16 protein-coding genes, 1 tRNA gene and 1 riboswitch are annotated in these 23441 nt (G+C 71.1%); of the genes, 12 read left to right on the forward strand and 5 right to left on the reverse strand.

All coding sequences use genetic code 11. The features are described from left to right. Positions 1-52 precede the first annotated feature (52 nt). Entirely contained in the window at positions 53-2869 is a 2817-nt protein-coding gene (locus ACQPZP_RS18050; RefSeq protein WP_433478769.1) for a glycosyl hydrolase 2 galactose-binding domain-containing protein, read from the forward strand. A gap of 443 nt (positions 2870-3312) precedes the next feature. On the opposite strand, the gene ACQPZP_RS18055 is transcribed toward ACQPZP_RS18050, so the two are convergent. Next, entirely contained in the window at positions 3313-3609 is a 297-nt protein-coding gene (locus ACQPZP_RS18055) for a GYD domain-containing protein (protein ID WP_433478770.1), read from the reverse strand. A 1001-nt stretch (positions 3610-4610) separates the two neighbouring features. Then, positions 4611-4684: transfer RNA gene (locus ACQPZP_RS18060), tRNA-Pro, on the reverse strand. 259 nt (positions 4685-4943) lie between these two features. On the opposite strand from ACQPZP_RS18060, the gene ACQPZP_RS18065 reads away from it, so the two are divergent. From ACQPZP_RS18065 to ACQPZP_RS18110, 10 genes are all read left to right on the forward strand, one after another. Further along, complete coding sequence (locus ACQPZP_RS18065) at positions 4944-5678, forward strand: hypothetical protein (RefSeq protein ID WP_433478771.1); 735 nt, start codon at positions 4944-4946, stop codon at positions 5676-5678. 181 nt (positions 5679-5859) lie between these two features. Next, positions 5860-7743, forward strand: coding sequence for a PP2C family protein-serine/threonine phosphatase (locus ACQPZP_RS18070; protein ID WP_433478772.1), 1884 nt, complete (start codon positions 5860-5862; stop codon positions 7741-7743). Positions 7744-8237: 494 nt separating this feature from the next. Next, a riboswitch (cyclic di-AMP (ydaO/yuaA leader) is annotated at positions 8238-8393 on the forward strand. An 11-nt stretch (positions 8394-8404) separates the two neighbouring features. After that, a complete protein-coding gene (locus ACQPZP_RS18075) occupies positions 8405-9163 on the forward strand; it encodes a CHAP domain-containing protein (protein WP_433478773.1) in 759 nt (252 codons plus the stop codon). Between the two features lie 192 nt (positions 9164-9355). Then, complete coding sequence (locus ACQPZP_RS18080) at positions 9356-12244, forward strand: bifunctional glycosyltransferase/CDP-glycerol:glycerophosphate glycerophosphotransferase (protein ID WP_433478774.1); 2889 nt, start codon at positions 9356-9358, stop codon at positions 12242-12244. Continuing rightward, on the forward strand, positions 12228-13490 hold the full coding sequence (locus tag ACQPZP_RS18085; protein ID WP_433478775.1) for a glycosyltransferase: 1263 nt from the start codon (positions 12228-12230) through the stop codon (positions 13488-13490). The genes ACQPZP_RS18080 and ACQPZP_RS18085 overlap by 17 nt, the downstream gene beginning before the upstream one ends. 24 nt (positions 13491-13514) lie before the next feature. Beyond that, positions 13515-14714 carry an acyl-CoA dehydrogenase family protein gene (locus tag ACQPZP_RS18090; RefSeq protein WP_433478776.1) on the forward strand — a complete coding sequence of 400 codons (1200 nt, stop codon included), beginning with the start codon at positions 13515-13517 and terminating at the stop codon, positions 14712-14714. Beyond that, positions 14711-15490 carry an SDR family oxidoreductase gene (locus ACQPZP_RS18095; protein ID WP_433478777.1) on the forward strand — a complete coding sequence of 260 codons (780 nt, stop codon included), beginning with the start codon at positions 14711-14713 and terminating at the stop codon, positions 15488-15490. Before ACQPZP_RS18090 ends, ACQPZP_RS18095 begins: the two co-directional genes overlap by 4 nt. Before the next feature lie 11 nt (positions 15491-15501). Further along, entirely contained in the window at positions 15502-16119 is a 618-nt protein-coding gene (locus ACQPZP_RS18100; protein WP_433478778.1) for a TetR family transcriptional regulator, read from the forward strand. 26 nt (positions 16120-16145) lie between these two features. Then, positions 16146-17300 (forward strand): acetyl-CoA C-acetyltransferase, encoded by a 1155-nt coding sequence (locus ACQPZP_RS18105; RefSeq protein ID WP_433478779.1) that lies wholly within the window; start codon positions 16146-16148, stop codon positions 17298-17300. 65 nt (positions 17301-17365) lie between these two features. Continuing rightward, positions 17366-18169: an FAS1-like dehydratase domain-containing protein gene (locus ACQPZP_RS18110; RefSeq protein WP_433478780.1), complete on the forward strand. Its 804-nt coding sequence runs from the start codon at positions 17366-17368 to the stop codon at positions 18167-18169. Here the strand turns inward: ACQPZP_RS18110 and ACQPZP_RS18115 are convergent. The 3 genes from ACQPZP_RS18115 to ACQPZP_RS18125 form a co-directional block, all read right to left on the reverse strand. Continuing rightward, the gene (locus tag ACQPZP_RS18115; protein ID WP_433478781.1) at positions 18166-19830 is read right to left on the reverse strand and encodes a glycerol-3-phosphate dehydrogenase/oxidase; all 1665 of its coding nucleotides are present in this window, start codon (positions 19828-19830) and stop codon (positions 18166-18168) included. The two genes, ACQPZP_RS18110 and ACQPZP_RS18115, sit on opposite strands and share 4 nt — an antisense overlap. 181 nt (positions 19831-20011) lie before the next feature. Further along, entirely contained in the window at positions 20012-21529 is a 1518-nt protein-coding gene (glpK, locus tag ACQPZP_RS18120; RefSeq protein WP_433478782.1) for a glycerol kinase GlpK, read from the reverse strand. A gap of 42 nt (positions 21530-21571) precedes the next feature. After that, positions 21572-22399, reverse strand: coding sequence for an MIP/aquaporin family protein (locus ACQPZP_RS18125; RefSeq protein ID WP_433478783.1), 828 nt, complete (start codon positions 22397-22399; stop codon positions 21572-21574). 247 nt (positions 22400-22646) lie between these two features. Here ACQPZP_RS18125 and ACQPZP_RS18130 point away from each other — a divergent pair, with 247 nt between their 5' ends. Beyond that, the gene (locus ACQPZP_RS18130) at positions 22647-23414 is read left to right on the forward strand and encodes an IclR family transcriptional regulator (RefSeq protein WP_433478784.1); all 768 of its coding nucleotides are present in this window, start codon (positions 22647-22649) and stop codon (positions 23412-23414) included. Positions 23415-23441: the final 27 nt, after the last annotated feature.

Here is a 23441-nt window from a genome sequence, read left to right on the forward strand (position 1 = left end):
ATCGGCCGCCGGGAAGCGCCCGGCTCCGGCCGCACGAAGGAGTGATGGACACATGAGCGGGTCCAGGACTCGAACCACGGCGCTGTGCGCCGTGCTCGCCCTCGGCGGGACGTTGGCCCCCGCGGTGCCGGCCCACGCATTCTCCGGGCACCGGCCCGCCGTGCAGAGGATCCGGTCCTCCGGGACCACGGAACTCACCTCCGGCTGGGCGATCCGGTCCTCCGCCGACACCCGCGACACCGGCGCCGAGATCTCCAAGCCGGACTATTCAACGAAGGGCTGGCTGCCGCTGTCCCGGCCCGAGACGCTGATGGCGGGCCTGCTGGAGAACGGCCGGTACCCGGACATCTTCCACAACGACAACATGGCGAAGGTGCCGGCCAAGCAGTTCGACGTGAACTGGTGGTACCGCGAGCAGTTCACCGTCCACCCTCGGAAAGGCGGCCGCACGTCACTGGTGATGAACGGCGTCTCCGGAAAGGCCGACCTCTGGATCAACGGGAAGAAGATCGCCGGGGGTGCGCAACTCCAGGGCTCGTACGCCCGGTTGGAATACGACATCACGCCCTACGTCCGGGACGGGGCGAACGCCATCGCGCTCGATGTCTCCCGCAACGACGCCGACATCACCAAGTTCGACACGCCCATGCGGTACCTCACCCAGAACCAGGTCGACTGGAACCCGATGGCGCCCGACCAGAACACCGGGCTGCAGTACGCGCCGCAGATCGTCCAGGACGGACCGGTCTCCGTGCAGAACGCGCACGTCCTGCAGGACGACGCCGTCGACCTGTCCGCCGCCGACCTGACCGTGAAGGCCGACGTGCGCAACAACACCGGGTCGACGCAGCGGGCGGTCGTGTCCGGCACGGTGACGCACGGTTCCACCCGCGTCGCCTGCAAGGCCACGGTCACGGTGCCCGCGCGCGCGACACACACCGTTGCGATCACCAAGGCGGACTGCCCCGGCTTGCACCTGTCGCACCCCGACGTGTGGTGGCCCTACCAGATGGGCGACCAGCCGATGTATCACCTCGCGCTGGACGCGTCGGTGGGCGGGACCGTGTCCAGCGCCGCCGCCGAGGACTTCGGCATCCGGACGGTGACGTCGCGGCTCACCAAGCCCGTCCCCGGCAAGACCCACGGCAAGGACGGCTACCGGCAGTTCATCGTCAACGGCAAGCCGCTGGTCATCCGCGGCGCCGGATGGTCGCCGGACCTCTTCCTGCGCTACTCCCCGTCCAATGTCTCCGACCAGATCTCCTACATCCGGAACATGGGCCTGAACGCGGTCCGGTTCGAGGGCAATTTCCCGCCCGACGACATGTTCGCCCAGCTCGACCGGGCGGGCGTACTCGCCATGCCGGGCTGGCAGTGCTGCGCGCTCTGGGAGAGCAAGTCGTCGACCTGGTCGGACGAGGTCAAGGCCAACGCGGCCAACCAGGCGGGCACGATGGCGGAGCGGCTCCGCGACCACCCGAGCGTCTTCACCTTCTTCCAGGGCAGCGACGACGCGCCCGACGCGGAGAAGGAGGCCCTCTTCTTGAAGGCGTTCGAGCAGGCCGACTTCCGGCTCCCGCAGGTCGCCGCCGCGGAGTACAAGTCGTCGCCCAAGCTGGGGCCGGCCGGCACCAAGGAGGGCGGCTACAACTATTTCCCGCCCAACGCCCTCTGGAACAACAGGCGGGAGACGGTCAACACCAACGACCCGACGCTCAGCATGACCGGTAGCGCCTGGGGGTTCGATACCGAGGTCAGCACCGGCAACACCATCCCGACGCAGGACTCACTGAACCGCTTCCTAACCCCGGACGAGCAGAAGAAGATCTGGGACCCTGCGACCGCCCAGGGCCAGACCGCAGGCCAGGACATGTACCACACGTTCTTCTACGCCGATTACACGCGCCTGTCCCGGATGGGCGTCTACAACACCCCGCTGTGGCACCGGTACGGCCCCTGGAAGGGTGCCGGCTCGTACCACAAGACCGTCCAGCTCGGTGAGTACGAGGCGACGCGCGCGCAGTTCGAGTCGTACATCGGCAACTCCACCGACAAGGCGAACCCCAGCACCGGGATCATCTACTGGATGCTGAACAAGGCGTGGCCGTCGCTGCAGTGGAGCATGTACGGCTCCGACTTCGACCAGCCGGGCGTCTACTTCGGCGCGAAGAAGGCCAACGAGCCCGTGCACGTCATGTACTCCTACGACGACGGCTCCATCAAGGTCGCCAACCTGACCGGCGCCCGCCAGGACGGCCTGCGCGCCACCGCACAGATCATCGACCTCGACGGCAGGGTCCGCGCCACCGCCACCGCGCCCGTCGGGGCGCTGGGCAGCCAGGACGTCCGGACCGCCCTGCACCCGAAGGTCCCGTCCGGGATCTCCAGGACCTACTTCGAGAAGCTCACCCTCACCCGCGGCACCGAGGTCGTCAGCCGCAACGTGTACTGGCTGTCGACGAAGGCCGACCAGGTCGACTGGCCGAAGACGCACGCGCCCGGCCAGTACACCCCGTCCAACGGGTTCGCGGTCTTCCAGAAGGACGGCTACGCCGACCTGACCGGCCTGCGCGCCCTCAAGCCCGCCGACATCAAGGTCCAGGCCACCACCCGCCGCGAGGGCCGCGAGATGGTGACGAGCGTGACCGTCCGCAACGTCGGCCACGGCGGCACCCCGGCCCTGTTCACCCGGGCCGACCTGTTCGTCGGCGGCAAGCAGGTGCTGCCGATCCGCTGGAGCGACAACGACGTCACGCTCTGGCCCGGCGAGCAGCAGACCATCACCGCCCGCTACTCCGCCACGTCCGCCAAGCCCGATGTCCGCCTCAATGGCTTCAACGTCCCCGACCAGACCCGCCACACCGGCTGACCCGGCACGAAGGCCGGATGGGGCCCGCCCCCATCCGGCCGTTGCGGCTCCGGAGGAGGTCGGCCGCCGTGCAGGACGGCGCGCAGGCCGTCCTGCACGGGGGCGAGCGAGGTCACCGGCCGGTCGGCGCACAGCACCGCGTCGGCCGGGTCGAAAAACGCGTCCGCCACGGTCCTGGACTAACGCATCGATCGTCGCCAAGAGTTGACGTCCAGGTGAGGCGGTCTCCCGCGGATGGTGTCTCCACCCCCACAACGCAGCAGGCCCCGGTACGCGCCGCGCCGAGGCCTGCATTCACTCGGTCAAGCTCGGTCGACTACGTCCATTGGTGACGTTGTCCGGGCCGCCATGCTCAAGCGCCGAGCCGACCAGCCGGTCGGCGCACGCCCGCGGGTCGCCGACCTCGATCAGGGCGTTCTGGATGAGCTGGGAGAGCCGGTCGGTCAGCGGTTGGCCCGGATGATCTCTCGCATCTGGTCGGGGCCGTATGCGTCGCACCAGGTGCAGCGAAGGTTGCCCATCGACTCCAAGGACAGGATGAACGACGCGAGTTCCTTCTCCTCGCCGGCTTCCATGACGCAGACGATGTCGTAGGGACCGCCCGGAGTCCAGTAGATGTCCTTGAACTGCACGCCGTGCTCGCCTGCCGTCTTCGTGGCCTGCTCGTAGCGGTCGAGCGTGTCCCGGTAGTTCTTTACGCCCTGCTCTGTCCACTTCAGAAACGCGACACCGGTTGTCATCGGAACCTCCGTTATGCGCTGCGGCTTCTGCCAGCCTAGGGAGGCGCCTTTCACCGCGACCCCAAGAGCGGGCTGCGTTTGCGCAGATCAGCGGGTCGGGTCGTCGTCGGGACGAGCAGACGGGTCCAGGACGCGTGCGCCGACGAGGGTGAGCTGTTCGCCGCGCTCACCCGAGCGCTGTAGCGCATCGGCGGCGAACTGTGACGAGCTGGGCGAGGGTGCTGAGCACGCCGATGACGGCGAAGGCGGGGATTTGCTGCAACACGTGGTCATTCGACTGTTGCGACGAGCTTAGCGAAGCGCCCGGTGGGTGTTTGCCAACCGAGGATCCTGCGTGGGCGGACGGCGCGGCGCCCCACGTCCGTCCGCTCCGGGACATCACGCATCCTTCCCACCTCGATTCTCCGACGGGCGCCTTGTGACGCCGACCACACAGAATGAGGTGGCCGTACGCCACCCACCACGGCCTCGTGCCGTTCATCGGGACTTCACCTGCGAACCCATCAAGATCGGGTCCAGGTCTCCACCGATTCGCCGCGGCGAACTTCAGCCTCTCCGCGCGCGCCATCCATCCTGTGGACTTCGAGAGCGCTGCTCAGCAAGCTCCACTCTCGTGGCGGCAGGCGGGATGGGGCCGGCCGTGCGAACCCTGTGGGGTGTCGATCGCTGGGGGAGGGGTTCTCGTCCATGGGGACCGTTGAGTGCCCGGCGGGACGGCCCGGTTCGCTGACGACTGGCCAACAAAGAACAAGAGGCCGGTCTCCCTATGAAGGAAAGATCCCTGGGCCGGTCTTCTCCGGTCACGGGGAACCTCAACCACGACCTCTTGACCAAGGGTCATGTGCTTGGCGCGGCATTTCCGGCTAACGTGATCTATCCACCGGAACGAAAGCCGCGTTCTGGCCCCGACTCTGCGGGCGTGGCTCCCCCTGTGGCTCCCGAACGCCGTCGGGAGAGCCGCAAGGCAACGTCGCTCTACCCTCTGACCTGCACAAACTCTGTCGGGACGGCGGGATTTGAACCCACGACCCCTTGACCCCCAGTCAAGTGCGCTGCCAAACTGCGCTACGTCCCGGTGCCCGTTGGAGCGGGCTTGATTACTGTAGCGCAGTCCGCGGGGTCCTGCGTACTGAGATACGGGGCCCGGGGATCTCTGATAGGCAGGCCGGATGGTGGGTTTGCGGGCGGTCCTGGCCGGTGTCGTGTGCCTGGGGCTGGCGTGCGGTTGCGGCGATGGCGGAGGGGCTCGGTCGGTGGGCGGGAGTCCTGAGCCGCGGGGCTCGGTTCCGGAGGTTTCGAGGTCCCCGTCGGCGACGCCGTCGAAGAGGCCGGTCGTGCGGGTGCCGGCCGGGGTGCTGGCCTCGTATGTGGTGTTCGACCGGAAGGCCGGGCGGGTGGTGGTGGAGCGGCGGCCGCGGCAGACGTTCCGGTCGGCGTCGGTGGTGAAGATCCTCATCGCGCTGGACTATCTGGATCGGCATGCGGTGTCGGCGGCGGATCGGGTGTTGCTCGTGCCGATGCTGCGGTCGAGTGACGACAAGGCGGCCACGGAGTTCTGGCGCCGGGGCGGGCAGAAGGCGATCATCGAGCGGATGGTCCGGAAGGTGGGGCTTTCGGAGACGGCGCCGCCGCCTGCGGAGAAGCCGGGGTTCTGGGGGTATACGGCGCTCAGTGCGCGGGACGTCGTGAAGACGTACCGGTATCTGCTGGACGAGGCGCCGAAGGCGCAGCGGGAGTTCGTGCTGGAGCAGTTGCGGAAGTCGACGCCGTGCGGGACGGACGGGTTCGACCAGACGTTCGGGATCCCGCGGGCGGTGAAGCGGCCGTGGGCCGTCAAGCAGGGGTGGTCGGGGTTCGGGGAGGTTCCGGCGGAGCCGTGCCGCGGTGGCGGGGCGCGGGGTGTGGCGTGGCGGCCTGATCTGGGGATCGGACGGCCCGTGCTGCACACGACGGGCATCGTGGGGGACAAGATCGTGGCGGTGCTCACCCTGCATCCGGCGGGGACGTCGTTCGGGGCGGCGGCGGCGCGGATCACGACGTTGACGAGGCAGGTCTGCCGGGCATCGTGACGGGCGTCACAGGGCGGGGCAGGGTTGCCTACTGGGACGGTCACTAGAACCCGTCGAGTTCGGACGCGAAGGGAAAACCCGGGCAAAGTTCTGGACTGTTTACCAGGATATGGGCGAATAGTCCTTCGCTGACGTATGTAGCTTTTTCTCCCAGGGCAGTGACGCCGAACGGGGGACAGGGTTGTCGGAAGCGGAGGGCGCCCAGCCCGGTGCGGACCTTCAGGACTTGCGGGGCGCCGCGCACGACCGCGCGGTGCTGGCCGAGGCGCGGGTCATGCTGGCCCGGCGGCTCGGCGTCCCGCCCGGGGAGGCCCTGCAGCACCTGATCTGGCTCGCGCGCGACATGGACATTGAGCTGGCCGAGGCGGCTGCCCTGCTGGTCAAGGACGGGGGCGGCGGCCCGATGGGGGCCGTGGTGGCGGGCCGCCGGGCGCCGCGTGCGGAGGACGGCGCGGAGGAGCCCCAGGCCGTCCTGTCCGATGCCGAGGACGTTCTGCGCCGGGTGACGGCCGAGGACACCGCGGGTGACGCGGAGCTCCTTGAGGGGCTGCCCGCCGATTCGGTCGCGAAGGCGGTCCTGGACGGGACGCTCGACTCCGCTGCGCACCTGGTGCCGGTCCGAGGGCCGGACGGCAATGTGGCGGACTTCCTCTACGCCGACCTCAACGGCGTCGCCAAGGACATGTTCGGGCGCGGCCGGGAGGAGCTCACCGGGCTGCGGCTGCTGCGGACGGATCCGGGGGCGGCGCTCAGCGGCCTGTTCGACGAGTACGTCGAGGTGCTGGAGTCCGGGACGCATTTGGAACGTTCCTCGTTCCTGTACTCGACCGCCCAGCGAGGCCTGTCCCGCTCGTCCCGGATGAGCGTGCGCTGCGTCCCGGTGCCGACCGGCGTCTGCGTGAGCTGGCGGTACCACTTCGCCGAGGACCGGGTCACCAGGCGGCTGGAGCGGGTCGAGCGGCTCGCACTGATCGGGTTCGGCGAGTGGGACCTCGCCACCGGGGAGGCCGACTGGACGCCGCAGATGCTGGCCAACTACGGCCTGGCCCCGGACGAGGTGCCGCCGATGCCGCACGATCTGCCGAAGGTGGTGGCGGACGACGACCTTCCGCTGGTCGAGGAAGCCGTCCAGACGATGTTCTCGCGCCGCGAACCGGTGGAGGCCGAGCACCGCGTGATCGGCAAGGACGGGACGCCGCGGCATCTGTGGGTCTTCGCCGAGCCGGTGCTCGGCGAGTCCGGGCTGCCGATCTCGATCAACATCGTCTCGCAGGACATCACCCGGCGGCGCGGGGTGGAGCGGGCGCTGGCCGAGACCCGGCGGCAGATGCTGCGGCAGCAGGCGCGGACGGCGCAGGAGCGGCGCGTGGCGGTCACCCTGCGGCGCGCGATCCTGCCGGACGAGGACGAGGTTGAGCGGCTGCCGGGCCTGGTCACCGCGCTGCGCAGCCTGGCGGCGGAGAGCACGGCCCGCATCGGCGGCGACTGGTTCGCCACCCGAACGCTGCGGGACGGCCGGGCGATGTTCGCCATCGGGGACGCGGCCGGGCACGGGCTGCCCGCGGCGGCCGCGATGGCGCGGACCCGCAACGGCCTGCTCGGCCTCGCCTGCACAGGGGAGCCGGCGGGGCGGCTGGTGGGCTGGCTGAACGAGCTGGTCGGCAACATGGACCCGCCCGCCACCGGGACCGCCGTGGTCGCCCACTACGACCCGTCGCGGCACGTCCTGGAGTGGACGTGCGCGGGTCATCCGCCGCCGATCCTGGTCCGGGACGGGCGGGCGACGCTGCTGGAGGTCGTCCGCGACCCCATGCTCGGCGCCATGCCGGGCTGGGAGTACACGACGATCACCACGACCCTGCACCCGGGCGACATGCTCTTCCTGTACACCGACGGCCTGGTGGAGCGCAGGGACGCTGACCTGGACGAGCGGATCGTCCGCCTCACCGGGATCCTGCGGGACTGCGCGCCGCGCCCCGAGCTGGTGCTGGACGAGGTGCTGGCGCGGATGGAGCACGACCGGGCGGCGGACGACACCACCCTCTTCGCTCTCTACGTGGAGTGACGGCCGGGCGCCCTCGGTGACGAAGGGCATCCTTGACCTGCGAAGATCGCACCGTGTGACTTAGGACTCACTCCGTGGGGCGCGGGTGCCCGGCGGGCACCGCCCCGCGCACGCCCGTCTGGCGCCGACTTTACGTTCTTTACCTTTTCCCGGAAGGCCGGTAAGGCCCGCCGGCAAAGGGCTGAGGCGCACTTCGAGAAAGATCGGGAAGATGCGGTGCCCGTCCGGTGTTGGTGGTTCCTTGGAAGGGCTTTGAGCAGGCACAACACTGTTTTATGCCTGGTTTGCTTTTCTTGAGAAGGTTGGTACCTTCTATCCGAATCACGCAGCGCGTTCCACGCGTTGCCGCGCAGCGCGTCCCATGCGTTGCCGCCGGTCGTTCCAAGGGCGGCCGAGGATCGCGGAGCGGAATCCGCACGCGATGCGCGCCAGACGATGCGCGCACCCTCATCAAGATCAGTCACTGAGATACATCCGAACATGAGCACCGCCCCCGCGGTGCGAGGCCGAGTCCGTCCCGGTCGACACGACCGGACGGAGCCGGGGACCCAGGTTCCAGGGGTGAATCGGCGCGCCCGAGAGCCGCGCCGTAGGGCTGCTTCCATGCCCGAATCCGTCAGCTAACCCGGTAGGCGTCATGGAAGACAAGGAGATTCCCTGCATGACCGGTCGTTTCAATCGACTTTCGCTCAACCGCTTCTCGCACGAGGACAAGGCCGTCGGCGTCGCCGCCGGCGCGGTCCTGGCCGGGGCGGTCGGGCTCGCAATGTTCAACCCCCTCACCGGCGGCTCGGCCGCCGCGGAGACCCCCGCCCAGGCGGCCGCGGTCGTCCAGAAGAGCGGTGTCTCGCACCAGTCCGCGAAGACCAAGACCGTCTCCGCGGCGACCGAGGCTCGCCGTGAGGGCTGGAAGGTGCCCCCGCACGCGGTCAAGCCCGCCGAAGTGATCAAGCTGGCGGAGAAGCAGGTCGGCGTCCGCGAGAACAAGAGCGGCGACACGAAGTACCACAAGTGGTACATCTCGACCCCGCACGCCAAGGCCACCGCGAAGCGCGACGGCGGCTTCCCCGTCCGCGACTACAACGGCGCCCAGTGGTGCAACATGTTCGTGTCGTGGCTCGGCGCGCAGACCGGCGTCAAGAACATGGGCTGGGACGCCTACACCGTCCAGCACGCCACCTGGTTCAAGGACCACGGCCGCTGGGGGCACACCGCCAAGCCCGGCGCGGTCGTGTTCTACGACTGGCAGGACGGCTCCGACGGCAGCATCGGTGACATCGACCACGTCGGCATCGTCGTGAAGGACAACGGCGACGGCACCATCCGCACCGTCGAGGGCAACACCGGCAACGCCGTCCACAATAAGGTGCGCGAGAAGTCCCAGGTCGTGGGGTACGGCTACCCCGACTACGCGCGCTGACCCATGCACGCCCCCGAAGGCGCCCGGCCCCCCGGCCGGGCGCCTTCAGGCGTTCCAGGGGGATGTGCCCAGTGCTTCCGTGAAGGCGGGTAATGCCAAGCATTGACAGCTTTTGATCCCCCTTGGACCTCAGCCGGTCGTTCCTGGAAAGGAATCACTGGCACGCGGCGGTCTGCGAAAGGGGATGCCCAGGTGCGCCCGGATGTCAGTGTGGTGGTGATCGCCTACAACGACGCGCGGAGGCTCCCCCGGGCGATCGCCTCGACGCTGGCGCAGTCGCTGGGCGGCGTCGAGACGATCGTCGTGGACGACGCCAGCACCGACGGCACGGGCGAGATCGCCGACCGGCTGGCCGCGGCCCACCCGGGACGGGTCCGGGCCGTCCACCTTCCGGTCAACTCCGGCGGCTGCGGCCGCCCCCGCAACACCGGGATCGAGGTCTCGGCCGGCCGGTACGTGATGTTCCTCGACAGCGACGACCTGCTGGACCGGCACGCCTGCCTCAACCTGTTCGCCGCCGCCGAGGACACCGGTGCCGATCTCGTCTCCGGGCTCTGCGATCGGATCTTCCTGGACCTGCCCAGGGGCGCCCAGGGGCGGGTGCGCCCCTGGTATCCGTGGCTTTACCGGCACAGCGCCGTCTACGACTCGCTGAGCGAGAAACCCGATCTGCTCTACGACACCCTCTCGACCAACAAGGCGTATCGGCGCGGCTTCCTGGAGGAGCACGGGCTCCGGTTCGTTGAGCGGCTCCACTACGAGGACCTGCTGTTCACCGCAGAGGCGTACCTGGCGGCGGACCGGACCGCGCTGATCCCGCACCGCGTCTACAACTGGCTCGTCAAGGAGCGGACGCCCGCGCCGTCGATCTCCAACCGGCGGGCCGAGCTGGCCAACTTCGCCGACCGGCTGGAGATCCACCGGCGCATCGACATGATGTTCGCCCTGCGCGGCGCCTACGACCTGCAGCGGGCCAAGGACGTCAAGTTCGTCAACCACGACCTGCTGCTCTACCTGCGCGAGATGCGCGACCGCGACCCGGGCTACCGGGCCCGCTTCCTCGACCTGGCCGCCGCATACCTGGCCGAACTGGACCCCAGGGTGTTCGAGCAGGCCAACCCGCTGCCCGCGATCGCCGCGTACCTGGTCCGCGAGGGCGACCACGCCGGGGCGCTCGCCGCCGCCGAGTACGGCCCGGGCAAGCGGCCCGAGCTGCGCGCCCGGCTCGTGGAGCGGGACGGACGGGTCTACTGGGGCGCCGGCCGCCCGCGCGGCACGCTCGGCCGCCGCATCTTGGACGTCACGGGGTTCGGCTTCCATGTGCGTCCCCTCAAGGAACTGCGACCGGCGAACACGGTGACACGGCTGGAGCTGAGCGGAGGCCGTCTCCGTATGGCCGGGTACGTGCTGAACCCGCTCGGCCGGATACCTCCCGACGCCGAGCTGACAGGAACGCTCGAGTTCGGCGACCGGCGCCGGCGTGCACCCAAGGGGCGGGTCCGGGCGGCCGTCCGGCACGAGGGCGACCGGCTCACCTGGCGGGCCGAGTTCGACCCGGGACGGCGGATCCGGCCGATCGGGTTCATCGACCCGGTCTGGGACGTGCGGCTGCGTCTGCGGGTGAACGGCGAGGAGATGGTCACCCGCCTCGGGGAGGGCCGCGGATCGCCCCCGCTCGGCGGGGTCGTGCTGCCCGTCCGGCCGCGGCTGACCCGGTTCGCCGCCGACCGGCTCCGCTCGTACGTCACCGGGGGCGGACACCTGGCGTTCGTGCTGGAGACGGGCAGCCCGTGGGCGCGGCTCACCGGCGCGGTCGCGCGCCGCGCCGCCCGGTCCCGGGCGGTCCGGGCGCTCCGGCGGCGGGCCGGGGGGCTGGACAAGACCGTCCGCCGCACGCTGACCGGCCGGAAGACCAAGATCGCCGTGTTCAACCGGGTGCTGAGCCGGCTGCCCGTCCGGGGCGGGCTGGCGGTCTTCGAGAGCCACCTCGGCCGGCATTACTCCGACAACCCGAAGTACATCTACCGGGAGTTGCGCAGATCCGGTCGGCCGGTGACGGCGGTGTGGTCGTACGCGTCGTCCCCCAAGGGGTTCCCGGACGACGCCAGGCTCGTCAAGCGCGGATCGTGGGCGTACTACCTGGCGCTGGCGCGGGCCCAGTTCTGGATCGACAACCAGGGCTTCCCTGACGGGCTGCGCAAACGCCCCGATACCACCTATATCCAGACCTGGCACGGGTCGGCGTTCAAGCCGATGGGCCTGGACCAGCCGCGCCTCAAGTCCGGCCCCGCCGCCGGCCGGGCGCGGCTGCGGCGGATGGTGGAGCGCTACGACTGCTTCCTGGTGCGCTCCGGGCACGACACCGAGACGCTCTGCAAGGGGCTCGGCGTCCGCTCCGAGCTGCTGCCCGCCGGCTATCCCCGCAACGACCCCCTGGTCAACGGCGTGGACGGCGATCCGGAGCTGGCCGCCGAGATCGCCGCCCTTCGCGGCTCGCTGGGCCTGGACGACGGGCGCCGCGCCGTCCTGTACGCGCCGACGTTCGCCACGGGGCCGAGGGGACGGCCCGTGCGGCTGCTGGACCCGCCCGTCGACCCGGCGGTCTTCGCGCGGGAGCTGGGCGAGGAGTACGTGCTGCTCGTCCGGCCGCACTACCTGTGCCGGGCCAACGTCCCGCCCGGCGCACGCGCGGTCATGCGGGACGTCGGAGCGGTCCCCGACGTCACCCTTCTGCTGCTGCTCGCGGACGCGCTCGTCACCGACCACTCCTCGATCATGTTCGACTTCGCCCTGCTCGACCGGCCGATCGTCCTGCACCTCCCGGACGGCCGGGACCTCGCCGCCGGCTACTTCGACCTGGAGCGCCACGCGCCCGGGCCGATCACCCGCACCGAGGACGAGCTCGTCGCCGCGCTCGCGGGCCTGGACGCGGCGGAGGCCGTGTACGCCGGGCCGCGCCGCGCGTTCACCGCGCGCTTCGGCGAGCACGATCGCGGCACCGCCGCCAGGACGGTGGTGGACCGCTACTTCCCGGCCACGCCGCCGAGCAAGAGGGGGAAACGCCATGGCCGCACCGCGTGACGTCTTCATCGTGTGCAACAACGCCGACGACATGGGCGGCCTGCAGCGCTGGGCGCACCACATGGCGCGGCTGCTGGCCGGGCGCGGCGACCGCGTCACCCTCGTCGGCATCACCCGCGGGCTTGAGCCGTACCACCATGACCGGGACGGTTCCTACGCCGTCGAGGTGCTGTACGGGGAGTGGCGGCCGCCCGTCCTCGCGTGGCGTCCGCGGAGGCCGCGGGAACGGCTGAACGTGGCGGCGCGCGGACGCGACCTGTGGCGGACGGCCGCCCAGCGGCGCGGCGCGGCACGGCTGTCGCAGCTGTTCACCGCGGCCAGGCCGGGGTCGGTCGTGATCGTGGCGCAGGTGTGGGCGATGGAGTGGGTGCGGCTCGCCGACACGTCCAGGCTGCGCGTCGTGGGGATGAGCCACGAGTCGTACCAGGCAACCCGGGCGTCGTCGCGGTACCGGCGGGTCAAGGAGCACTACGCGGGCGCCGACCGGATGCTGGTGCTCACCGCCGAGGACGCCGACGCCTGGGCCAGGGACGGCATGACCAACGTGGACCACATCCCGAATGCGCTGCACGTCATGCCCAAGATGCATCCCACGCTCGACCTCCCGGTCGTCGCCTGCGTCGGCCGCCTGTCGTACGAGAAGGGCGTGGACCTGATGCTGGAGGCATGGGAGCGGGTCGCCGCGCGTCATCCGGGCTGGCGCCTGCACGTCTACGGCAACGGCCCGGACGAGGAGAGCCTGCGGGCCCGGGCGTCCGCCGCCGGGCTGTCCGGCTCCGTCGAGTTCCGGGGCACGGTGGCCGATGTGGAGGAGGCGCTGGTCGAGGCGTCGGTCTTCGCGCTGCCGTCGCGGGCCGAGGGCTTCCCGATGTCGGTGCTGGAGGCCATGGCTTACGGGCTGCCCACGGTCGCGTTCGACTGCGCGCCGGGCGTCCGGGAGCTGATCGAGGACGGGCGGGAGGGCCTGCTGGCCGTGCCCGGGGACACCGCCGCGTTCGCCGCCGCGCTGGACCGGCTCATCGCGGACCCCGACCTGCGCCGCTCGCTCGGGAAAGAGGCCCGCGCGTCGGTGCTGCGGTTCCGTCCGGACGCCGTCCTCGCCCGCTGGGACCGGCTGTTCGACCTGCTCCACCGCGACCTGCCGGCCACCGGTCCGGTTCCCGCGCCGGTCCGGGCCACCGCGCGCGTGCAGGGGCCGGCGGCGGTGCCGGAGGCGGAACCCGCCCTCGGGGGTGATTCTTTCTAACAACTGTTTGGTAGAGTTCGCGGCGTGAACCAGAACGAGTCCCCGCCGGACCGGGCCTTCCGGGCCGAGGTCCGCGACTGGCTCCAGAGCAACCTGTCGGGCGCGTTCGCGCACGCCCGCGGGCTCGGCGGCCCCGGCCGCGAGCACGAGGCCTTCGAGGAGCGGCTCGCCTGGGAACGGCACATGGCCGCCGCCGGCTGGACCTGCGTCGGCTGGCCCGAGGAGTACGGCGGACGCGGCGCCACCGTCGAGCAGCAGGTGATCTTCCACGAGGAGTACGCGCTCGCCGGCGGGCCCGCCCGGGTCAACCACATAGGCGAGAACCTGCTCGGCCCCACGATCATCGCGTTCGGCACCGACGAGCAGCGCGCCCGCTTCCTGCCGCCGATCGCGGCGGTGGAGGAGCTGTGGTGCCAGGGGTACTCCGAGCCGGACGCCGGCTCGGACCTCGCCGGCGTCCAGACCCGCGCCGAGCTCGACGGCGGCCACTGGCTGGTCAACGGCCAGAAGGTCTGGACGTCCCTGGCCCTCGAAGCGGACTGGTGCTTCGCCGTCTGCCGCACCGAGCCCGGATCGTCCCGGCACGCTGGGCTGTCCTACCTGCTCGTCCCCATGAAGCAGGACGGCGTCGACATCCGGCCGATCGTCCAGCTCACCGGTACCTCGGAGTTCAACGAGGTCTTCTTCGACGGCGCCCGCACCGACGCGGGGAACATCGTCGGGGCGCCGGGCGAGGGCTGGAAGATCGCGATGGCGACGCTCGGGTTCGAGCGCGGCGTCGCGACGCTCGGCCAGCAGGTCGGCTTCCGGCGCGAGTTCGAGGGCGTCGCCGCGCTGGCCCGGCGCACCGGCGCCATCGATGATCCGCTGCTGCGCGACCGGCTGACCAGGTCGTACGTGGGCCTGGAGATCATGCGGCTGAACGCGGTGCGCACCATGGCGGGAGTCGCGTCCGGCGCGCCCGGGCCTGAGTCGTCCATCTCCAAGCTCGTCTGGGGCACCTGGCACCGGGAACTCGGCGAGCTCGCCATGGACGTCCTCGGGGCGGCCGGCCTCGTCGCCGACGGTGAACCCTACGACCTGAACGACTGGCAGCGGCTGTTCCTGTTCTCCCGCTCCGACACGATCTACGCCGGGTCGAACGAGATCCAGCGCAACATCATCGCCGAGCGCGTCCTCGGCCTGCCCCGTGAACGGACCGCGAGCAGGGAGGCCCGCGCATGACCCCGCCCCCGTACGTCCCCGGGCACGGCCTCCTCAAGGACCGCGCCATCGTGATCACCGCGGCGGCCGGGGCCGGGATCGGCGGCGCCACCGCCCGCCGCTGCCTGGAGGAGGGCGCCCGCGTCCTGGTCTCCGACACGCACGAGCGGCGGCTGACCGCGTCCGCGCGGGAGCTGGAGAAGGAGTTCGGTGCCGACCGGGTCGCCGCGCTGCCCTGCGACGTGACGTCCGAGGAGCAGGTCCAGGCCCTGTACGACCTGGCCGTCGAGCGCTTCGGGCGGATCGACGTCGCGGTCAACAACGCCGGCCTCGGCGGGACGGCCGACCTCGTCGACATGACCGACGAGCAGTGGGGACGCGTCCTCGACATCACGCTCAACGGCACCATGCGCTGCACCCGCGCGGCGCTGCGCGTCATGCGGGACCAGGGCTCCGGCGTCATCGTCAACAACGCGTCGGTGATCGGCTGGCGGGCGCAGAAGGGCCAGTCGCACTACGCCGCCGCGAAGGCCGGCGTCATGGCGCTCACCCGCTGCGCCGCGCTGGAGGCCGCGGACCTCGGCGTCCGGATCAACGCCGTCTCGCCGTCCCTCGCGATGCACCCCCACCTGGTCAAGGTGACGTCCGAGGAGCTGCTGGACGAGCTGACCCGCCGCGAGGCGTTCGGCCGCTACGCCGAGCCGTGGGAGGTGGCCAACGTTATCGTCTTCCTGGCCAGCGACTACTCGTCGTACATGACGGGCGAGGTCGTCTCCGTCTCCTCTCAGCACGCATAGGAACCACAACGATGAGTCCACGACGGCGCGACGCCGAGGGCACCGCCGCCGCCCGCGCGGGACGGCGGGCCGAGCTGCTCGCCACGGCCGCCGAGGTGTTCGCCTCCCAGGGCTACTCCGCCACCACCGTCCGGAAGGTGGCCGACGCCGCCGGCATCCTCGGCGGCAGCCTCTACTACCACTTCGACTCCAAGGAGTCGATGGCCGACGAGATCCTGTCGACCTTCCTGGACGACATGTGGGCCGCCTACGACCGCGTCCTGGACGCCGGGCTCAGCGCGCGCGAGACCCTGGAGGCCGTCGTCATCGAGTCGTTCCGGTCGATCGACAGGCACCGCCCCGCCGTCGTGCTCTACCAGAACGAGTCCAAGCACCTCGCGACGAGCGAGCGGTTCCACTACCTGCTCGACTCGCAGCGCCGGTTCGAGGAGATGTGGCTATCCCTGCTGGACCGGGGCGCCAAGGAGGGCGCGTTCCGCGCCGACCTCGACCGGACCCTCATCTACCGCTTCATCCGCGACACCGTCTGGGTCGCGGCCAACTGGTACCAGCACGGCGGGCGGCTGTCCGCCGACGACATCGCCAAGCAGTATCTCGCCATGTTCCTCGAAGGCATCCAGGCGAGCTAGGCCCCCTGTACGAAGGAGACATCCCGATGGCCGAGGCTTACATCGTCGACGCGGTCCGCGCCCCCGTCGGGCGGCGCAACGGCGGTCTCGCCGGAGCGCACCCCGCCGACCTCGGCGCGCACGTGCTGACCGCCCTCATGGACCGCACGGCCATCGACCCCGCCGCCGTCGAGGACGTCGTGTTCGGGTGCGTCGACACCCTCGGCCCGCAGGCCGGCGACATCGCCCGCACCTGCTGGCTCGCCGCCGGGCTGCCCGAGGAGGTTCCGGGCGTCACCGTCGACCGGCAGTGCGGCTCCTCGCAGCAGGCCGTCCACTTCGCCGCGCAGGCCGTCCTGTCCGGGACGTCCGACCTGGTCGTGGCGGGCGGAGTGCAGAACATGTCGCAGATCCCGATCGGCTCCGCGATGACCGCCGCCGCGCCTCTCGGGTTCACCGAGGGCCCGTTCGCCGGCTCCAAGGGCTGGACGCGCCGCTACGGAGACGCCGAGGTGTCGCAGTTCCACGGCGCCGAGATGATCGCCCGCGACTGGGACCTGTCCCGCGAGGACATGGAGGCGTTCGCCTACGGGTCGCACCAGCGCGCCATCCGCGCCATCGACGAGGGACGCTTCGAACGCGAGATCGTCCCTTATGAGGGCGTCGGCACCGACGAGGGGCCGCGCCGAGACACCTCCCTGGAGAAGATGGCCGGCCTGAAGACCCTCGTGGAAGGAGGGCGCCTCACCGCCGCGGTCTCGTCCCAGATCTCCGACGGGGCCGCCGCGCTGCTCATCGCCTCCGAGCAGGCCGTCAGGGACCACGGCCTCACCCCGCGCGCCCGCGTCCACCACATCTCCGCGCGCGGCGAGGACCCGATCCGGATGCTGTCCGCGCCGATCCCCGCCACGGCGTACGCGCTGAAGAAGACCGGGATGACGATCGGCGACATCGACGCCGTCGAGATCAACGAGGCGTTCGCGTCCGTCGTCCTCGCCTGGCTGAAGGAGACCGGCGCCGACCCGGCGACGACCAACCCCAACGGCGGCGCCATCGCCCTCGGCCACCCCCTCGGCGCGACCGGCGCCCGCCTCATGACCACCCTCCTCCACGAGCTGGACCGCACCGGCGGACGCTACGGCCTCCAGACCATGTGCGAAGGGGGCGGCCAAGCCAACGTCACCATCATCGAGCGCCTCTGATCGTGGACACCGTCGCCGGGCGGCCGGGGTCAGCGCCCTCGGGTGACGCCTGGGACCATGGGGTCGTGATCGATATCGCGGGGTGGGCTCCGGAGCCGCAGGAGACGACCGAGGTCATCGACGCGGCGCCGTCGGCGGCGCTGGCCGGACTGCTCGACGCCGGGCCGTCGGGAGAGGAGCTGCCGCCGCTTTGGCAGTGGCTCCACTTCCTGGAACGGCCCGCCCAGCGGGAACTGGGGCCGGACGGCCATCCGCGGGAAGGGCGGTTTCTGCCGCCGGTCCCGGAGCGGCGGCGCATGTTCGCCGGGGGGCGATTTCGGGTGCACGAGCCGCTGCGTGTCGGGGACACCGTCACGCGCAAGACGGAACTCGTCTCAACTGCGGTGAAGCAGGGGCGGAGCGGCGAGATGCTGTTCGTGACCGTCCGGCACACGTTCTCGCGGGACGGTACGGAGGCCGCGGTCGAGGAGGAGGACCTCGTCTACCGCAGCGGCGGCGAGGCGTCCCGCCCTGCCGAGGTCTCGTTCGAGACGCCCGAGGTGGACGCGCCGTGGACGCTGACGGTGACCGCCGATCCGGTGATGCTGTTCCGGTTCAGCGCGCTCACCTACAACGCCCACCGCATCCACTACGACGAGCCGTACGCGACCGAGGTCGAAGGGCACGGCGGCCTCGTCGTCCACGGGCCGCTGCTCGCCATCCTGTGCCTGGAGCTGCCGCGCCGGGCGGGCCTGAAGGTGAACGAGGTGTCGTTCCGCGCCCGCAGGCCCGTCTACGCGCGTCAGCCGTTCGTGGCGGCCGGCTCGCCGGACGGAGCCCTGTCCATCGAGGCCCCAGGTGTCACCGCGATGACCGCCGCGTTCGCCTAGGCGGCGGTGACCGGTGCCTCTTCGACGGCCGGTCCGCCCTGGCGTTCCGCCGCGATCTGCAGCACGTACCGCTTGATCTCGTCGTTGATCTCCTCGTCGCCCCAGCCCAGCATGGGCGCGACGAGTTCGGCGACGCGGGACGCCGCGGCCACGCCGCCGTCCCACTCCTCGATCGAGATGCGCAGCCGCCGCGCGAGGATGTCCTCCAGGTGCAGCGCGCCCTCGTGAGTCACCGCGTAGACGGCCTCGGCGCACAGGTAGTCCTCGGCACCCGGGATGGGGGCGCCCAGCGCCGAGCTGTCCGCGACCAGGTCCAGCACCTCGCGGGCGCACGACCCGTACCGGTGCAGCAGGTGCTCGACCCGCGCGACATGGAGGCCGGACTCGACGGCGAGCCGGCGCCGCTCGTTCCACAGCACCTCGAACCCGGTCGCGCCGAGGATCGGCAGCCGGCCGGTCACCGACGCCGGGACGGAGTCGTCCAGGCCCTCGGCGACGACGTCCACCGCGTCCCGCGCCATCACCCGGTACGTGGTGAACTTCCCGCCGGTGACGACGACCAGGCCCGGCACGGGCTCGGCGACGGCGTGCTCGCGCGACAGCCGCGTGGTGTCGTCCATCTCTCCGGACAGCAGCGGCCGGAGCCCCGCGTAGACGCCCTCGATGTCGTCGTGCGTGAGCGGCGTTCGCAGCACGGCGTTCGCCTGTTCGAGGAGGTAACCGATGTCGGTGTGGTCGGCGACCGGTTCGTCAGGGCCGTCCGCGTGCGGCGTGTCGGTGGTGCCGACGAGCCAGTGCCGCCCCCACGGGATGATGAACAGGACGCTCTTGGACGTCCGCGTGATCAGCCCGGTGTCCATCGGGATCCGGTCGCGCGGCACGACCAGGTGCACGCCCTTGGACGCCTGCACGCCGAACGCGGCCCGGGACCCGGTCATCGCCTGCGCGCCGTCCGTCCACACCCCGGTGGCGCATACCACGCTGCGGGCCCGCACGGCGATCTCCCGGTTGCCCTCCAGGTCCAGGACGCAGGCGCCGGTGACCCGCTCACCCTCGCGGAGGAAGCCTGTGACCTCGGTGCGGGTCGCCACCTTGGCGCCGTACTGCGCGGCGGTCCGGGCGACCATCATCGTGTAGCGGGCGTCGTCCACCTGCGCGTCGTAGTACTGGACGGCGCCGATCAGCGCGTCCGACCGCAGGGCCGGGGCCTCGCGCAGGGCGCCGCGCCGGGTGAGCTGGCGGTGCCGGGGGAGCGAGCGGGCGCCGCCCATCGTGTCGTACAGGGTGACCCCCGCGCTGACGTACGCCCGTTCCCAGACCCGGCCGCGCAGCGGGTAGAGGAACTGGACGGGACGCACCAGGTGCGGCGCGAGCCGGTGCAGCAGCAGGCCGCGCTCCCGCAGCGCCTCCCGCACCAGCCCGAAATCGCGCTGTTCGAGGTAGCGCAGCCCGCCGTGGATCAGCTTGCTGGACCGGCTGGACGTGCCGGCCGCCCAGTCCCGCGCTTCCACGAGGGCGACGGACAGGCCCCGCGAGATCGCGTCGAGGGCCGCGCCGGCGCCGACGATCCCGCCGCCGACGACCAGCACGTCGAACTCGGTCTCGGCGAGGTCGCGCAGGGTGTCCTCGCGGTACTCAGGGCCGAGGGCTACGGATGTCACTGCTTGCTCCCGAAAAGAGATCAGATCAAGTGTGCTGCTGCCGGGTTGCGGCGAGCCGTCGTCCGGAAGACATCCAGGACAACCGCCCGCCGCGACCCGGCGAAGCCGGGCGCCGCCGGACGGGGTGCGGGGGGCGGCCCCCACACCCCGGGCAAGTGCCGGGCTGAGCGACGCCTTCCGCTCAGCCGACGTCGACCCAGTCGAGCGTCCGGTTGACGGCCTTCTTCCAGCCGGTGTAGCCGGTCTGGCGCTGGTCGTCGTCCCAGGTGGGTTGCCAGCGTTTGTCCTCGTTCCAGTTCTGGCGGAGTTCGTCGGTGGTGTTCCAGAAGCCGACGGCCAGGCCGGCGGCGTAGGCGGCGCCGAGCGCGGTGGTCTCGGCCACGACGGGCCGCGACACCGGGACGCCCAGGATGTCCGCCTGCATCTGCATGCACAGCTCGTTGGCCGTGATGCCGCCGTCGACTCTCAGCGTGTCGAGTGCGACACCGGAGTCCTCGCGCATCGCCTCGACGACGTCGCGGGACTGGTAGCAGATCGCTTCGAGCGTGGCGCGGGCCAGGTGGGCGTTGGTGTTGAACCGCGACAGCCCCACGATCGCGCCCCGGGCGTCCGACCGCCAGTAGGGCGCGAACAGGCCTGAGAACGCCGGGACGAAGTACACGCCGCCGTTGTCGTCCACCTGCCGGGCGAGGGCCTCGCTTTCGGAGGCGCCGGAGATGATGCCCAGCTGGTCGCGCAGCCACTGCACGGCCGACCCGGTCACCGCGATCGACCCCTCCAGCGCGTACACCGGCTTCTCGGCTCCGAACTGGTAGCAGACGGTCGTCAGCAGGCCGCTCTTCGACCGGACCAGCTCGTTGCCGGTGTTGAGCAGGAGGAAGTTGCCGGTGCCGTAGGTGTTCTTGGCCTCGCCGGGCGAGAAGCACACCTGCCCGACCGTCGCGGCCTGCTGGTCGCCGAGCGCCGCGGTCAGCGGCACCTCGCCGCCGAGCGGGCCGTCCGGGCGCGTCAGCCCGTAGGCGTCGGACGCGGACGACGGCCTGATCTCGGGCAGCATCGATCGCGGGATGCCGAAGAAGGACAGGAGCTCGTCGTCCCAGCTGAGGGTCTCCAGGTCCATCAGCATGGTGCGGCTGGCGTTGGTGGGGTCGGTGACGTGCACCCCGCCGTCCACGCCGCCGGTCAGGTTCCACAGCACCCACGAGTCGGTCGTGCCGAAGATCGCGTCGCCGTTCTCGGCGGCCTCGCGGACCCCGTCGACGTTCTCCAGGATCCACTGGATCTTGCCGCCGGAGAAGTACGTGGCCGGAGGTAGGCCGGCCTTGCGGCGGATGACGTCGCCCTTGCCCTCGCGCTCCAGGGCGGAGGCGATGCGGTCGGTGCGGGTGTCCTGCCAGACGATCGCGTTGTAGTAGGGGCGGCCGGTGCGCCGGTTCCACACCACGGTCGTTTCGCGCTGGTTGGTGATGCCGAAGGCGGCCAGGTCGGTGTGGCTCAGGTTCGCGTTGTTCAGCGTGGTCTGGATGACCGCGCGGGTGCGTTCCCAGATCTCGGTGGGGTTGTGCTCGACCCAGCCGGCCTGCGGCAGGATCTGCTCGTGTTCGAGCTGGTGGCGGGCGACCTCGTTGCCGCCGTGGTCGAAGATCATGAAGCGGGTGCTGGTCGTGCCCTGGTCGAGGGCACCGACGAAGTCAGCCATGCGTGCGGTCTCCTGGGATCGTGGCGGACGGGGCTGGACGGCTCACGCCGTCTCGTACTGCGGCTCGGGCTTCGTGGGCTCCTGCGGGCTCTCGTCCTCGCTGGGGAGGAAGCGCCCGATCAGCGCCTTGTAGAGGCCGACGCCGAGCACACCGCCGATGAGCGGCGCGATGATCGGCACCCAGAAGTAGAAGTCGCCGTTCTGATCCCGCCACGCGGTCCCGTATCCGGTGAGGAACGAGGCGAGCCGCGGACCGAAGTCGCGGGCCGGGTTGATCGCGTAGCCGGCGTCGGTGCCCCACGCCATCCCGATCCCCACCACCAGCAGGCCGATCAGGAGCGGGCCGAGGTTGGCCAGCGGCGGGGAGTTGCGCACGTCGGTGAGCGCCTTGATCACGAAGAGCAGGATGGCGGTGCCGATGACCTGGTCGCGGAACGCGCCCCAGGTGCCGACCGGGAGCGTGCCGTTGCCGGGCAGGGTCGAGAAGACGCCCTGCGTCTTGATGGTGTGGCCGGGGTCGATCTTGGCCAGCACCTCGCTGTAGTTCCAGCGGACGATCAGCGCCGCGACGAACGCCCCCGCGGTCTGCGCGGCGATGTAGGGCGCCGTCTTGCGCCAGGAGAACTCCTTGAACGCGGCGAGCGCGACGGTGACGGCCGGGTTGAGGTGGGCGCCGCTGATCCGCGCCGCGACGTAGACGCCGAGCGTGACGCCGAGGCCCCAGGCCCAGGCGATGCTGTCGTGGTCGCCGATCTCGGCGCCGGCGACCTGGGCGACGACGCCGACGCCGAACAGGATGAGGATCATGGTGCCGGCGAACTCGGCGGCGAGCTCACCGGCCAGCGCGGGGATTCTGGGTCGTTCCGCCATGGGTACTCCTCGGCAGGTGGGGTGGACGCGAGCCCCGTGAGGCTGGGCAGGACGCTAAGCCGGGATGGAACGCCTTACAACGGGATGCTGCCGACAATGTCGAACACTTTCGCCGTAGCCCGGCGGCGGTTACCCTCCACCCTGTGCACCAGATCACACAATCCGGGCAGTTCGGGGCGCATAGGACGGTGATCACGACGACTGCCGACATTGTCGGCACCTCGCCGGGCGAACTACGATCGAATCCATGCCCGGACCTGTGCAATCGATCGAACGGGCGGCCGCGATCCTGCGTCTGCTCGCCGCGAGCTCGGGCCGGCTCGGGGTGGGCGAGATCGCGACCTCGCTGGGCCTCGCCCGGGGCACCGCGCACGGGATCCTGCGCACGCTGGAGCGCGTCGGCTTCGTCGAGCAGGACGGCGGCACGGGCAAGTACCAGCTCGGCGCGGCACTGCTGCATCTCGGCACCAGCTACCTGGACGTCAACGAGCTGCGGTCCCGCGCCATCAACTGGGCCGACGCGCTCGCGTCGCGCAGCGGCGAGGCCGTGCGGATCGGGACGCTGCTGGACGGCCAGGTCCTGGTCGTCCACCACGTGTTCCGCCCGGACGACACGCTCCAGGCCATGGACGTCGGCTCGCTGCTGCCGCTGCACGCGACCGCGCTCGGCAAGACGCTGCTCGCCCACGACGCCAACGCCGCCGCGTCCATCCGCGACACCGTCCTGGAGTCCTACTGCCGGCGGACCATCACCGACCCCCGCGAACTCGCACGCGCCGCCACCCGCGTCCGGGAGAACGGGTGGGCCGCCGAGACCGAGGAACTGTCCATCGGCGAGGCCGGCATCGCCGCCCCGATCCGCGGGTACGGAGGACTCGTCGTCGGCGCCATCGGCATCTCCGGGGCGGTCGAGCGGATCTGCGACGCCGGCCGCGTCCCCGAGCCGAGACTGGTGGCCTACGTCCGGGACGCGGCCCGCGCCGTCTCCCGCGACCTCGGCGGCTCGCGCTGGTGACGCCGCGGCGTCAGGGGCGCGCTCAGG

Origin of the sequence: Spirillospora sp. CA-142024, from assembly GCF_050942325.1 — a bacterium.
GTDB lineage: Bacteria > Actinomycetota > Actinomycetes > Streptosporangiales > Streptosporangiaceae > Spirillospora.

Coding starts and splice junctions, on each gene's coding strand:
- ACQPZP_RS18050 (WP_433478769.1), top strand. CDS start 53: ATGAGCGGGTCCAGGACTCGAACCACGGCGCTGTGCGCCGTGCTCGCC.
- ACQPZP_RS18055 (WP_433478770.1), bottom strand. CDS start 3,609: ATGACAACCGGTGTCGCGTTTCTGAAGTGGACAGAGCAGGGCGTAAAG.
- ACQPZP_RS18075 (WP_433478773.1), top strand. CDS start 8,405: ATGACCGGTCGTTTCAATCGACTTTCGCTCAACCGCTTCTCGCACGAG.
- ACQPZP_RS18085 (WP_433478775.1), top strand. CDS start 12,228: ATGGCCGCACCGCGTGACGTCTTCATCGTGTGCAACAACGCCGACGAC.
- ACQPZP_RS18095 (WP_433478777.1), top strand. CDS start 14,711: ATGACCCCGCCCCCGTACGTCCCCGGGCACGGCCTCCTCAAGGACCGC.
- ACQPZP_RS18100 (WP_433478778.1), top strand. CDS start 15,502: ATGAGTCCACGACGGCGCGACGCCGAGGGCACCGCCGCCGCCCGCGCG.
- ACQPZP_RS18105 (WP_433478779.1), top strand. CDS start 16,146: ATGGCCGAGGCTTACATCGTCGACGCGGTCCGCGCCCCCGTCGGGCGG.
- glpK (WP_433478782.1), bottom strand. CDS start 21,529: ATGGCTGACTTCGTCGGTGCCCTCGACCAGGGCACGACCAGCACCCGC.
- ACQPZP_RS18125 (WP_433478783.1), bottom strand. CDS start 22,399: ATGGCGGAACGACCCAGAATCCCCGCGCTGGCCGGTGAGCTCGCCGCC.
- ACQPZP_RS18130 (WP_433478784.1), top strand. CDS start 22,647: ATGCCCGGACCTGTGCAATCGATCGAACGGGCGGCCGCGATCCTGCGT.